Here is a 13,687-nt window from a genome sequence, read left to right as displayed (position 1 = left end):
CGCCCGCGGGCGGGGCCCGCGCCGACGGGCCTGGATCGGCTTCGCCCTCGCCGGGCTGATGGCCGCGACGGGCTGCACCGCCGACGGGCCCGCCGAGCCCACGCGGTCGAGGTACGAGGAAGGTCACCTGCGGGTGCTGGCCTCCAGCGAGCTCGGTGACATGGAACCGATCCTGAAGGCCGCGAAGGCCGCCACCGGCGTCAGCGTCGAGCTGACCTGGTCCGGGACGTTGGACGCCGCCGAGCAGGTCGCCTCGGGGGCGGCGGACGGCAAGTACGACGCCATCTGGCTCTCCTCCAACGACTACCTGCGGCTGCGGCCGGAGGCGGCCGGGAAGCTCTCCAGCGAGACCCCGGTGATGTCCTCGCCGGTCGCGCTCGGGGTGCGGCCGGAGGCGCTGGCCCGGCTCGGCTGGCAGCCCGGGGAGGTCACCTGGCCGGCGGTCCACGAGGCGGTGGCCGCCGGGAAACTGACGTACGGGATGACGGATCCGGTGCGTTCCAACTCCGGCTTCTCGGCGCTGGTGTCGGTGGCCTCGGGGCTGTCGGGCGCGCAGGCGGCGCTGAGCGACGCGGACGTGCGGGCGGCCACGCCCCGGCTGAAGGAGTTCTTCGCCGGGCAGAAGCTGACCTCGGGCTCCTCGGGCTGGCTGGCGACCGCCTACGCCAAGCGCGGGGACGTGGACGCGCTCGTGAACTACGAGTCGGTGCTGCTGTCGATGAACCGGGACGCCAAGGGGGCCGGGGCTCCGCTGACGGTGATCCGGCCGCGCGACGGTGTGGTCACCGCCCACTATCCGCTGACGTTGCTGACCTCGGCCCCGGCCGGGGCGCGTGACTCGGGGCGGGCGCTGACGGAGTATCTGACGGGCCCGCAGGCGCAGAAGGCGATCACCGAGCAGACCTTCCGCCGCCCGGTCGCGGCCGGGGTGACGCCGGCCGCCGGGTTGGACCCGGAGAAGCGGCGCGAGCTGCCCTTCCCGGGGTCGCGTTCGGTGGCGGACGGGCTGCTGGCCGGCTACGAGAACGAGCTGCGCCGGCCCTCACGGACGGTGTACGTGCTGGACACCTCGGGTTCGATGAGCGAGGAGGACCGGATCGGGCGGCTGAAGGCGGCGCTCACCGATCTGACGGGTTCGGGGAGTTCGGGTACCGGGCAGCGGTTCCGCGACCGTGAGGAGGTGACGTTGCTGCCCTTCGGGTCCAAGGTGAAGAAGGTGCGGACGCACGTCGTGGAACCCGGCAATCCGGGGCCGGCCCTGGACGCGATCCGAGGGGACGTGAAGTCGCTGGAGCCGGACGGGGGTACGGCGGTGTACGGCAGTCTGGAGGCGGCGTACCAGCACCTGGGCAAGGGCGGCGCGGACGCCTTCACCTCGATCGTGCTGATGACGGACGGCGAGAACACCGAGGGGGTCGGGGCCGGGCACTTCGACTCCTTCTACGCGGCCCTGCCGCCCGCGCAGCGGCAGACGCCGGTCTTCGCGGTGCTGTTCGGGGACTCGGACCGCAAGGAGCTCACCCACATCACCGAACTGACCGGCGGGCGGCTCTTCGACGCCACCGGCGGGAACCGTTCGCTGGCCGGAGCCTTCGAGGAGATCCGTGGCTACCAATAGGGCGCGCCGGATGCTCGGGTACCTGGAGTCGCGCAAGAACCTGACGGGGTCCGCGTGCGGTGTGGTCGGGGTGGGCCTGACCCTCGCCGGGGCGGCCGGCGCGTACGGGCCGCTGGTGATCGCCGGGCTGTACGGGGCGGGCGCGCTGATCGCCCCGCCGGAGCGGGTGGCGCCGCCGCCCTTCGACCCGAGCGAGGAGGTCGGCGCGCTGCGCGCGGACTTCACACGGCTCGGTGAGTACCTGGGCGAGGTGGAGCTGCCGGCGACGACGGAAGACCGGTGGGCCGCACTGCTGGAGCTGTACGGGGCGCTGCTGGAGCCGGGTTGGGTGGCGGAGGTCCTGGCCGGCGAGCCGGAGGCGGTGCACGCGCTGTCCCGGGCGATCCGGCGGGACGTTCCGGAGTGCGTGGACACGTACAACCGGACGCGTTGGTGGAGCCGGTTGACTCCGGGCGGGGAGTCCCCGGAGCGCCATCTGGAGCGTCAGCTGGACCTGCTGTACGCGGAGGCGGAAAGAGTGACGGCGGACCTCCGCGAAGCAGAGGTCCGCCGTCAGCAGACGCACACGGCCTATCTGGAGGAGCGCGGACGCTCTTCCTGACAGGCCGGTGCTGCGGTGGGCGCCGCTTGGTCGGGGGCTCCCACAGCGGTGGGCGCCGCTTGGTCGGGGGCTCCCACGTTCGATGGCCCTTCTTCAGGGCGCGTCCTGGCTCAGCCCAGGCGCTCCACGAGTGCGTGGTACTGGTCCCACAGCTCCTTGGGAGTGTGGTCGCCGTAGGTGTTGAGGTGCTCGGGGACCAGGGCGGCCTCCTCGCGCCAGACCTCCTTGTCGACGGTGAGGAGGAAGTCGAGGTCCTCGGCCGGGAGGTCCAGGCCGTCGAGGTCGAGGGACTCCTTGGTCGGCAGGATGCCGATGGGGGTCTCGACGCCTTCGGCGGTGCCGTCGAGGCGGCCGACGATCCACTTCAGGACGCGGCTGTTCTCGCCGAAGCCGGGCCACACGAACTTGCCCGCGTCGTTCTTGCGGAACCAGTTCACGTAGTAGATCTTCGGGAGCTTGGCCTGGTCCTTGTCGGCGCCGACCTTGACCCAGTGACCCATGTAGTCGCCCATGTTGTAGCCGCAGAACGGCAGCATGGCGAAGGGGTCGCGGCGCAGTTCGCCGACCTTGCCCTCCGCGGCGGCGGTCTTCTCGGAGGCGATGTTCGACCCGATGAAGACGCCGTGGTTCCAGTCGAAGGACTCGGTGACCAGCGGCACGGCGGAGGCGCGGCGGCCGCCGAAGAGGATCGCGGAGATCGGGACGCCCTTGGGGTCCTCCCACTCGGGGGCGATCGTCGGGCACTGGGAGGCCGGGACGGCGAAGCGGGCGTTGGGGTGGGCGGCCGGGGTCCCGGAGGCCGGAGTCCAGTCGTTGCCCTTCCAGTCGACGAGGTGCGCGGGCGCCTCTTCGGTCATGCCCTCCCACCACACGTCGCCGTCGTCGGTGAGCGCGACGTTGGTGAAGACGGTGTTCGCGTACATGGTCTTCATGGCGTTGGCGTTGGTGTGCTCGCCGGTGCCGGGCGCGACGCCGAAGAAGCCGGCCTCGGGGTTGATCGCGTAGAGGCGACCGTCCTCGCCGAAGCGCATCCAGGCGATGTCGTCGCCGATGGTCTCGACGGTCCAGCCGGAGATCGTGGGCTCCAGCATGGCCAGGTTGGTCTTGCCGCACGCGGACGGGAAGGCGGCCGCGACGTACTTGGTCTCGCCCTCGCCGGCCGGCGGGGTGAGCTTGAGGATCAGCATGTGCTCGGCGAGCCAGCCCTCGTCGCGGGCCATGACGGACGCGATGCGCAGGGCGTAGCACTTCTTGCCGAGGAGGGCGTTGCCGCCGTAGCCGGATCCGTAGGACCAGATCTCGCGGGTCTCGGGGAAGTGCGAGATGTACTTGGTGGTGTTGCAGGGCCACGGCACGTCGGCCTCGCCCTCGGCGAGCGGAGCGCCGAGGGTGTGGACGGCCTTGACGAAGAATCCGTCGGTGCCGAGCTCGTCGAGGACGGCCTTGCCCATGCGGGTCATGGTGCGCATGGCGACCGCGACGTAGGCGGAGTCGGTGATCTCGACGCCGATCGCGGAGAGCTCGGAGCCGAGGGGGCCCATGCAGAACGGGACGACGTACATCGTCCGGCCCTTCATGGAGCCGCGGAAGATGCCCTTCTCGCCGGAGAACATCTCCTTCATCTCGGAAGGAGCCTTCCAGTGGTTCGTCGGGCCCGCGTCCTCCTCCTTCTCGGAGCAGATGAAGGTCCGGTCCTCGACGCGCGCGACGTCGGAGGGGTCGGAGGCGGCGTAGTAGGAGTTCGGGCGCTTCGTCTCGTCGAGCTTCTTGAACGTTCCCTTGGCGACGAGCTCCTCGCACAGGCGCTCGTACTCGGCCTCGGAGCCGTCGCACCAGACGACGCGGTCCGGCTGGGTGAGGGCTGCGATCTCGTCCACCCAGGAGATGAGCTCCTGGTGAGTCGTCGGGATGGTGGGAGCCGCGTTGTCGCGCGCCACGATTGCTCCTTGTTGAGGGGTTTGTTTGGTGTAGGCCCCGTGGGGGCTGCGACCCGGACGCTTCGCGCTCCGCTCATCCGGTGTCGACCGCACTCATCTGATCATCCGGTGGATGTGCGCATATGTCCAGAGGGCCTCTCACGTGAGCATTGCCACGTCCGTCAATCTTCCGTAAAGACCACTAACGGAAACCTACGGACCCGTAGGTAGCATGGCGCGCATGACTTCTGATGCCGCCGCCGTCCCGGCCGCCGAGGCCACACCGGTCGTCGAGGCCCTGGAGGCGGCCGAGACCGCCCTGGAGGAGAAGCCGCTGCTGCGCGGCTGGCTGCACCTCGGGATGTTCCCGGCCGTGGTCGTCGCGGGCCTGGTGCTGATGGCCTTCACCGACTCCACCCGGGCGCGGGTCGCGTGCGGCGTCTACATCCTCACGGCCTGCCTGCTCTTCGGCGTCAGCGCGGTCTACCACCGCGGCACCTGGGGACCGCGCGGCGAGGCCATCCTGCGGCGGCTCGACCACGCCAACATCTTCCTGATCATCGCGGGTACCTACACCCCGCTGACCGTCCTGCTGCTCCCGCCCTCCACCGGGCGGACCCTGCTGTGGGCGGTGTGGATCGCGGCGGCCGCCGGCATCGCCTTCCGGGTCTTCTGGGTCGGCGCCCCGCGCTGGCTCTACACCCCCTGCTACATCGCCATGGGCTGGGCGGCGGTCTTCTTCCTGCCCGACTTCATGCGCACCGGCGGGATCGCCGTCCTGGTGCTGGTGATCGTCGGCGGCCTCCTGTACAGCGTGGGCGGGGTCATCTACGGCATGAAGCGCCCGAACCCCTCCCCCCGCTTCTTCGGCTTCCACGAGGTCTTCCACTCGCTGACCCTCGCGGCCTTCGTGGCCCACTACGTCGGCATCTCGCTGGCCGCGTACCAGCACTGAGTCGGTCGCGGGACGGGCCCGCGACCGGAACGCCCGCCGGGGGGGCGGCGGCGGGGTCCCGTCGCGTCGCGTCGTCCGATCCGGCTTCAGGGGCGGACCGCGCCCAACTGCTCCGCCAGCTCGACCGGATCCGTCGTGGGCCGCGCGCAGACGAAATGTCGACACACGTACGCCGTCGGCAGGTCGTGCACGAGGGTGCGCTCGGCGAGCAGCGGGAACTCGCCGCCACCGCCGTCCGCCCCACGCGGAAGTCCGGCCGCCACCACCGCCCCGGGCGCCGTCCCCAGTAGCGCGGTCCGGTGCAGCAGCGCCAGCGCCGCGTCCTCGGGATCGCCCACGACCGCCACCTCGCGCGGCCCGTCGAGGAGCGCCTCGGCCACCGACAGCCCGTGCCCGATGAAGCGCGGTACCCGCGGCCCGAGCGCCTGCACCACCCCGAGCGCCCGCTCCGCCGCCGTACGGTGCGCCTGCGAGCCGGTGTGCGCCGCGTACGAGAGCAGCGCGCCCGCGGCGGCCGTCCACCCCGAGGGGGCGGCGGTGTCCGTCGGGTCCTGCGGCCTGCGGATGAGCTTCTCGGCGTCGTGCGCCGTGTCGTACAGCGATCCGTCCTCGGCGGTGAACCGGTCCAGGACCAGGTCGACGAGGAACCCGGCGAACTCCAGCCAGACCCCCTCGCCGGTCACGGACGCCAGCGCCAGGAAGCCCTCCGCCACATCGCCGTAGTCCTCCAACACCCCGTCGTTGGTGCCGACCCGGCCGTCCCTGCTGGTGCGCGACAGCCGCGCCCGGCCGTCCATGTGCACGCGCACCAGCAGATCGGCGGCCTCCGTCGCCCGCTCCACCAGGTCGGGCCGCTCGAAGTACGCCCCGCACTCGGCGAGGGCGGCGATCGCCAGCCCGTTCCACGCGGCCACGATCTTGTCGTCCCGGCCGGGCGCGGGCCGCCGCCCCCGCGCGGCCAGCAGCCGCTCCTTGATCCCGGCGAGCCGGCCCGCCTCCACCGCGGGCCCGTCCTGGGGCAGCTGCAGCACGGACGTGCCGTGCTCGAAGGTCCCCTCCTCGGTCACTCCGAAGTACCCGGCGGCCACCTCCCCGTCGGCCTCGCCCAGCACCTCGCGCAGCTGGGCGGGCGTCCAGGCGTAGTAGGCCCCCTCGACGTGCTCCCCGGTCAGCGGGTCCTCGCTGTCGGCGTCGAGCGCGGAGGCGAAGCCGCCCTGATCGGTGCGCAGCTCCCGGACCATGAAATCGGCGGTCTCCAGCGCGACCCGACGCGCGAGATCCGACCCGGTGGCGCGCCACAGGTGGGCGTAGACCCGGCACAGCAGCGCGTTGTCATAGAGCATCTTCTCGAAGTGCGGTACCAAAGCGCCACCGGCCTGTTGACGAAGCACGTAGCGGTGGAACCCGCCTCCCACCTGGTCGAACAAACTGGCACGGGCCATGGCCTCACATGCCCCCTCGGCCATCTCGCGGCCCCCCTCGGACCCCGTCCGGGCATGGTGACGGAGAAGGAACTCCACGGTCATGCTCGGAGGGAACCTCGTGTCACCGCTGCCGAACCACCCGCTGGTCGGGTCGTAGTCACGCGTCAGGGAGAGCAGGGCACCGGCCTGGGACTCCTCCGTGGGCCTCCCCGTACCTTCGGAGCTGAACGTGCGGCCGGCCAGATCGCCCGTGATCTTCCGCGCCACCTCTCCCACCTCTTCGCGACGGCCGGTCCACGCGGCGTACACGCCTTCGAGGACCTGCGTGAAAGAGGGCATGCCGTGCCGGGGCTCGGGCGGGAAGTAGGTGCCGAAGTAGAAGGGCTCGGCATCCGCGGTCATGAAGACCGACATGGGCCAGCCGCCCTGTCCGGTGGCGGCCTGCACGGCCTCCATGTAGACGGCGTCCACGTCGGGACGTTCCTCGCGGTCCACCTTGATGTTGACGAAGTGCTCGTTCATGTACGCGGCGGTCAATTCGTCCTCGAAGGACTCGTGGGCGAGGACATGACACCAATGGCAGCTGCTGTATCCGACGCTCAGGAATACTGGAACGCCTCGCCGGCGCGCCTCGTCGAAGGCCGCGGGCTCCCACTGCCACCAGTCGACGGGGTTGTCCGCGTGCTGCAGGAGGTACGGGGACGTGGCGTGTGCGAGTCGGTTGGGCATAGGCCCTATCCTCGCGCACCCGGCGGCGACCGGTCCGATTCCCGAGGCGTGGCGGCGATCGATGCGTCACCACCGGTTCGTGGGCCAAGAGGCGAACGGCCCGGGATCGAGGGCCGGACGCCGTGACGTAACGTCATGCGCAGCCGGTGGCATCCGTCTTCGAAAGCCAGTCGAACTCGAGGCGCGCGAGGATCGGCGTGGGATCCCCCTGTCGGGTCGCCGCCTTGACCCTGATGCCCTGCTCCCCGAGCGCGCACTTCAGCAACATGCGCTTGTCCATCATGTCTGCCTTCCCCCAGGCCTCCCTCAGGCTCTCGATCCGCCCGAGGGGCGCCGGACCGGCTTCGACCGCCATTACTTCCAGGGTGGTGTTCAGGCTCTCGAGGAGGATGCGCTGGCCCTCGCTCAACTCCTCGAACCGCTCCTCGTCCATCTTCCCGTAGACGTAGAAGTCGTCCTCGAGCTTCTTCACCCGTTTCTGAGCCGCCTCAAGTGCCCTCTGAGCCTCCGCCTTCTTCGCCTGCGCTTCCGGGTCCGCGAAAGCGAACCAGCGACGCGCCATCTCGGTGATCACAGGATCGTCCGGTGCAAGGCCGGCGATGTGGTCGACCCACGCTTGTCCCACAGCGTGATCCATCCGTTCGGCCAGCGTGACGACACCCTCACAGATCGACTTGCCGCGTGTTTGCCGGACTTCACACCGGTAGCGCCCGCCCCGGTGGCTCAGCGGGCTGCCGCACGGCTCGGCCGTTCCGGCCCCGTCCTTGTCCCGCATCCGTCCACAGCGATAACTGCCGGTGCCCAGGTACTTCGCTTCGCGCTTTCCCTTGGCCCGGCGATCATCGGTCCGCTCGGCGACGAACGCCTTGATCCTGAACCATTCAGCCGGAGTCACCACTCCCGCACCACACATGACGATCTCACCCTTGCCGTCCCGCAAGGGTTCGCCGTACCCCTCCCAACTATCCAGGGAGTTCCCGTACTCGTCCGTCCTGCGACGCCGAACTGGGACCATGCCTGCGAAGAGCGGTGACTGGGCGAGCTTGCTCACCGCGGTCGGCGACCAGGTGGCTCCGCTGCGAGTCCGGTGACCCGCTGCGTTGAGCGCATGTGCGGTGACTTTCGTGGTCTTCTTGTCCAACAGCATGTCCGCCAGCCGGCGGGCGGTCCCATACTCGCCCGGGTGCGGTTCGACCTTTCCGCTCCCCGGTGCGCTGTAGAGCCCGAACGGGGGTTTGCCCGTTCCGCGTCGGCCCTCCGCCTTGTGTGCGTCGTGGCCGTTCTTGACCCGCTTCGCGATGTCCTTGGCTTCTTGTCTGGCACTCTCGCTCAGGATCGCGAACACCAAGCGTCCCCCGTTTGCGGAGTCCAGGCCTTCGGAGACGGACACCAGACGTGCCTGGCGGCGGTCGAACTCGTCGAGCATTCGCCCGACCGCCCCCATCCCGCGTCTGTCGAAGCGGTCCGCCTTCCACACACCGAGCGTTTTGGACTTGCCATCCACAATCGCTTGTGTGGCCTTCTCGAACTCCCACCGCCTTACGTAGGCCTTGGACGCCGAGAGCTGTTCGAACCAGACGTGGCGGATCTGCATTCCCTCGGCCTGGGCCCAGCGCACCAGATCCCGGAGATGTCCCCGGATGGCGGCAAGATCCTCCTTCTTGTTACTCCGCCGGAGGTACGCATCCACGAGCCCCACCGGCTCCGCCGTCGCGGGCTTGCTCAGCCCCATGGCTTCCAGTTCGTCAGAGTTGAACCCCAACGCGGTCAGCGTCGCGTGATCTTCGCGCACCCCGCACCCCCTCTGTTCTCGGGAGAATGTAGGGAGCTACTGGACCTTGGATACCGACTTTCCAAGAATGGGGCACGGCTCACCCCTCTACGGATGAATGGGCGAACGGGCGAACGGCTCGCACGGTCACCCCCTCCTGAGCAGCGGGGCCAGGTCGGCGGTCCAGGTGTCGCGGGTGGTGGCCCAGGTGCGGGGGCAGTTCGCGCGGGCCGGTGTCGCGAGGTCCGGGTGGCGGGCCGGGGCCGCGCCGTAGGCGGCGCAGCGGTGGGATTCCGCGCGGGCCGGGTCCGGTGCATGTTCGTCGTCGGGGTCGGGGGTGGGGTCGGCGGCCGCCGCGAGGTCGTAGGCGCGGGCCGCCGTCAGCAGGGTGCGGTCGCCGTCCGGGGAGCGCAGGAGCATCAGCTGGGCGAAGCGGTCGGCGGCGTCCTCCTCGGCGCGGCCCTGGTCGCGGACGGGGAGGTCCAGGGCGTCGACGAGGGCGTGGCCCACCTCGTGGTGGAGGGTCTCCCGGACGATCTCGGAGAGGGCTTCGTCCGCCGGGCGGTGGTCGGCCGCCTCCAGCCGTTCGCGGTCCTGCGTCAGGTCGTCGTAGCAGAGCTCGATCCGGTGGGTCTCGGGGTCGTAGCCGCTGCCCTCGCCCCCGCAGGAGCGGGCGACGACCGTGATCCGGTGGGGGACGTCGAGGTAGGCGTCGAGGTCCGCGGTGACGAGCCGTAGGAGTTGGCGCCGCTCGATCAGGTCGGCGTTGTCGCGGTCGGCTTCGTCCGGTTTCTCGTGGCGGGCCACGAACCCCCGTGCGGGAGGCGGGGTTTCGCATCCGGTCGACGACGACAGCAGCGCCGTCGCGCACAGGGTCCAGATCAGCGCCGTGCGTGAGCGACGTGACGTCATGTTGCCCTCCGGATATGCCAGTTGACTGATTTCGACCCGACTGTAGGAGAGAGTGCGCACTTCCCTCTGAACTAGCTCAGATTCCCTCGCGCTCGGAGGAGTCCCGCAGGACACTTGGGGCTCGTTGCCGGAGCTCTCTGAGGGGGATGCCGATGCGGGACAGCCATCGCGGTGAGGCCGAGCGGCTGTTGGAGCGGGTCGTGGACGACGCGGCGCAGCGGGGAACGGGTACGGGCATCGACCGGGCGACGCTGCTGGCTCGGGGCCGGGAGGCGCTCGACGCGCTCGCCGCGAGTGCGGCGCCGGAGTACGAGGCGTACGTACGGGCTCTGGACGAGGCGGCGGCCGGGGACCAGTCGCTCGGTGAGGCCTTCCGGCGGGGCAACCCCTCCACGGCGATGCTGGTGACGGCGGTGGCGGCGGCCGCGGCCGTGGGCGCGGACCTGTCGCTGGGCGTCGCGGCCGGTACGGCGCTGACCGCGGGGGCCGTGGTGGGGATCTCCGGCGCGGTGGCGACGGTGGTGAAGGTGACGGCGCTGCACCTGCCGGCCGCGAACCGGCGGGCCGGGGAGCGGGGCCGGCCGGGCGGGCCCGAGCAGTTGCGCCTGCAGTGGCTGTCGGCGCTGGAGGTGCGCGGGATACGCCCGTTCCTGGAGCAGCAGCGTGCGGTGGCCGCGGCGGCCCGGGCGGCCCGGCCCGTGGCCCGGCCGGCGGCGGCGCGACCGGCTCCGCGGCTGCGGGGCACGGACCGCAGCGCGGAGGCGCGCCGGCGCAGTGTGCTGGAGCATTCCTTCGGGCAGCTGCCGGCTCCGGCGGAGGTGTTCGCGGGGCGGCGGTCGGAGCTGACGCGGATCGCGCAGTGGGTGCAGGCGGCGCGGGCGAGTACGGAGACCCGGCCGGTGGTGGTGGTGCTGCACGGTGAGCCGGGGGTGGGACGTACGGCCCTGGCCCTGCAGGCGGCGCACGCGCTGCGGGACCAGTTCCGGGGCGCGTGCGTGGTGGACCTGCGGGGCGGTTCGGCCGGCGAGGCGTCCGGGGAGGCGCCGCTGGCCACGCGGGAGGCGCTGCTGCACCTGATGAACCGGCTCGGTGCGCCCCGCGAGCAGTTGCTGTTCCGTGAGGGCGCGTCGGCGGAGCAGCAGGTACGACGCCTGGGCGAGCTGTACCACCAGCATCTGCAGGGGCTGCCGGTGACGGTGCTGCTGGACGACGCGGTGGACGCGGCGCAGGTGCGGATGCTGGTTCCGGAGCGTTCGGAGAGCCTGGTGCTGGTGACGGCGCGGGAGCCGCTGGAGCTGCCGGCGGATCTGGCGGCGTGGGTGTACCAGCTGCCGGTGGAGCGGTTGGCGCGCCAGGAGTCGGCGGAGCTGCTCCGGACGGCGTGGGCGGGTCCGGCGGGTACCTCGGCGGGCCCGGCGGGTACCTCGGCGGGCACCGCGGGCCCGGCGGAGGAGGACCTGGCCGCCGTGGTGGAGCTGAGCGGCGGTCTCCCGCTCGCGCTGCGGCTGCTGGCTCCGCCGGCGCGCGAGGGCCGGGTCCTGACGGACGGCACGGGCGCGCAGCCGGTGGAGGCGGCGCTGCGGGCGGCGGACGCGCGGCTGGCCGAGCCCGCCCGACAGCTGCTGCGGCGGCTGCCGCTGGCCGGGCGGGCGTCGCTGGGTGGTGCGGCGGCGGCCGCGCTGGCGGACGTACCGGAGGCGGCGGCGCTGCGCACGCTGGAGGAGCTGTGGGAGGCCGGGCTGATCGAGCGGGTGCGCGGCCAGCGGTTCCGGATGCACGACGCGGTGCGCTCGTACGCGGCCGCGCGGGCGGCGGCGGACGAGGACCGGGCGCAGGCCGCGGCGGCGCACGAGCGGCTGATCCGCGACTACGCGGGTCTGGCGGACTCGGTGATCCGGATGGTCGACGGGAAGATGTCGACGCGGGCGAACGTCCTCAAGGGGCCCGTCGGGGTCCACGGGTTCGCCTCGCTGGACGCGGCGCTGCGCTGGCTGGACGACGAGTCGAGCTTCATCACGGCGGCACTGCGGCATTCGGAGGGCGTGGACCAGCAGGCGGTGCTGGATCTGCTGGGCGCGCTGTGCGACTTCTGTCTGTTGCGCGGGGACCTGTACCGGCTGGGTGAGATCGATGAGCTGACGCAGGTGGTCGCGGCGGGTCACAACGGGCTGAAGGGACAGCAGGGGCGGCTGGTGCGGTCGGTGCAGTGGCGTACCGGTATCGCGGCGCGCCAGCTGGGCGAGCTGGACAAGGCCCGCACCACGCTGGCCTCGGTGGTGGACCAGTACATGGAGGCCGATCAGGAGGCCGCGGCGGCGATGGCCCTGATCTCGCTCGGGATCACCCTGCACCACCAGGGCAACCTTCCGGAGGCGGCGGTACGGATCCGGGAGGCGCTGGAGCTGCAGGAGCCGTCGGAACTGGCGGGTGACCGGGCCTGGGGCCTGCACGCGCTGGCGGCGGTGGAGCGGGACCGGGCGCGGCTGGCGGAGGCGGCGCGGCTGCTGGAGACCTCGCTGGCGCTGCACCGGGAGAGCGAGAGCGTGCACGGGGAGGCGTGGGCGCATTTCCAGCTGGGGCAGGTGCACCTGCGGTACGGGGACGTGGAGCGGGCGGAGGTGGAGCTGCGGCTGGCTCTGGACCTGTACGGGCGCACCCGCGACGACCGTGGTGAGGCCTGGGCGCTGACGCAGCTGGGCCGGGCCCGGGTGGTGGACGGGGATCCGGGGCCGGCGGTGGAGGGGCTGCGGGAGGCCCTCGCCCGCCACCGGGAGGCGGAGGACGCGCGCGGGGAGGCATGGACGCAGTACTACCTCGGGCAGGCGCTGGAGGTGGGCGGCGAGCGCGACGAGGCGGTACGGGAGCTGGAGCGGGCGCGGACGATGTTCTCGCGGATGCGGGACGTGTACGGGCTGGCCTACGCCCGTCACCATTCGGGGCGGGTGACGCGGGACCAGCGGGCGGCCCAGACGGGGAACCTGCGCAACTCCGGCTTCGCCCGTCAGCTGCTGGTGGACGCGCGGGCGGATTTCCGGCGGATCGGGCTGGCGCACGGCGAGGCGTGGACGTGCCTGGAGCTGGCGGTGATCGACGCGGGCAACGGCCGGCTGTCGCAGGCGCTGGGGCTGTGCGAGGAGGCGGTGCGGCTGTTCATCGCGTACGGGGACCGGCGCGGGGAGGACTGGGCGCGGTTCCTGCGGTGCACGATGCTGCCGTACGCGGTGCCGGCGGCGCCGGAGGAGGCGCGGGCCGAGCTGGGGCGCCTCGCGCAGGCTCCGCATCCGGCGCGGGACGGCCGGCTGGAGGACTGCCTGGAGACGTACGGGGTGATCCTGGGCCGCGGCGTGGATCCGGCGGAGGGCTGGCAGGCGTGGCGGCTGGGCCTGGTGCCGAATCTGCACGCGCGGGAGGTCATGGGCGTGCCGCGGGCCTGACGCGACCACGACCCGGCCCTTCCCGGCCCGGCCCACGGCGTGCCTTTCGGTCGGCCGGATCGCGCCGGATCGGGGAGCGGTGTCCGGCGCGTGCGCTCGCGAGGAGGAGGAGGAGGCGGTGGACGCGAGGGGCGCCTCCCGGCGGTGGCTGGGAGGTCGGCGACCGACGACGACGCGGCGAGCGTGCGTGCCGGGCACCGCGAGCCCGGCCTGACCCGAAGGGCATGCCCCGGGTCGGTTCCGCGTGGGCGGGCACGCGCCGAGGCCGCCGCCCCGCCGGTTCTCCCGGCCGGGGCGCCGGCGTGTGCGCGAGGGTCCTGCGGGCCG

At 72.1% G+C, this 13,687-nt stretch carries 8 protein-coding genes; 4 read left to right on the top strand and 4 right to left on the bottom strand.

Going from position 1 to position 13,687, the window contains the following annotated elements:
* Positions 1 to 58 precede the first annotated feature (58 nt).
* Complete coding sequence (locus BCL76_RS21625; RefSeq protein ID WP_109781364.1) at positions 59 to 1,618, top strand: substrate-binding and vWA domain-containing protein; 1,560 nt, start codon at positions 59 to 61, stop codon at positions 1,616 to 1,618.
* The gene (locus BCL76_RS21620) at positions 1,605 to 2,219 is read left to right on the top strand and encodes a hypothetical protein (protein WP_181382652.1); all 615 of its coding nucleotides are present in this window, start codon (positions 1,605 to 1,607) and stop codon (positions 2,217 to 2,219) included. The genes BCL76_RS21625 and BCL76_RS21620 overlap by 14 nt, the downstream gene beginning before the upstream one ends.
* Before the next feature lie 110 nt (positions 2,220 to 2,329).
* Here BCL76_RS21620 and BCL76_RS21615 read toward each other — a convergent pair whose 3' ends face one another.
* Entirely contained in the window at positions 2,330 to 4,156 is a 1,827-nt protein-coding gene (locus BCL76_RS21615; protein WP_109781109.1) for a phosphoenolpyruvate carboxykinase (GTP), read from the bottom strand.
* Positions 4,157 to 4,376: 220 nt separating this feature from the next.
* On the opposite strand from BCL76_RS21615, the gene trhA reads away from it, so the two are divergent.
* Positions 4,377 to 5,090: a PAQR family membrane homeostasis protein TrhA gene (trhA, locus tag BCL76_RS21610; RefSeq protein ID WP_030765123.1), complete on the top strand. Its 714-nt coding sequence runs from the start codon at positions 4,377 to 4,379 to the stop codon at positions 5,088 to 5,090.
* Positions 5,091 to 5,176: 86 nt separating this feature from the next.
* Here trhA and BCL76_RS21605 read toward each other — a convergent pair whose 3' ends face one another.
* The 3 genes from BCL76_RS21605 to BCL76_RS21595 form a co-directional block, all read right to left on the bottom strand.
* A complete protein-coding gene (locus BCL76_RS21605; RefSeq protein WP_109781108.1) occupies positions 5,177 to 7,243 on the bottom strand; it encodes a thioredoxin domain-containing protein in 2,067 nt (688 codons plus the stop codon).
* A gap of 133 nt (positions 7,244 to 7,376) precedes the next feature.
* Complete coding sequence (locus tag BCL76_RS21600) at positions 7,377 to 9,035, bottom strand: recombinase family protein (protein WP_109781107.1); 1,659 nt, start codon at positions 9,033 to 9,035, stop codon at positions 7,377 to 7,379.
* A gap of 126 nt (positions 9,036 to 9,161) precedes the next feature.
* A complete protein-coding gene (locus tag BCL76_RS21595; protein ID WP_109781106.1) occupies positions 9,162 to 9,926 on the bottom strand; it encodes a DUF4344 domain-containing metallopeptidase in 765 nt (254 codons plus the stop codon).
* A 152-nt stretch (positions 9,927 to 10,078) separates the two neighbouring features.
* On the opposite strand from BCL76_RS21595, the gene BCL76_RS21590 reads away from it, so the two are divergent.
* Positions 10,079 to 13,360, top strand: coding sequence for a tetratricopeptide repeat protein (locus BCL76_RS21590; protein WP_181382650.1), 3,282 nt, complete (start codon positions 10,079 to 10,081; stop codon positions 13,358 to 13,360).
* Positions 13,361 to 13,687 lie beyond the last annotated feature (327 nt).

It is taken from the genome of Streptomyces sp. CG 926, assembly GCF_003148825.1.
In the GTDB taxonomy this organism is placed as follows: domain Bacteria; phylum Actinomycetota; class Actinomycetes; order Streptomycetales; family Streptomycetaceae; genus Streptomyces.
The sequence above is the reverse complement of the archived record's forward strand: the minus strand, read 5'-3'. Positions and strand labels throughout refer to the sequence as shown.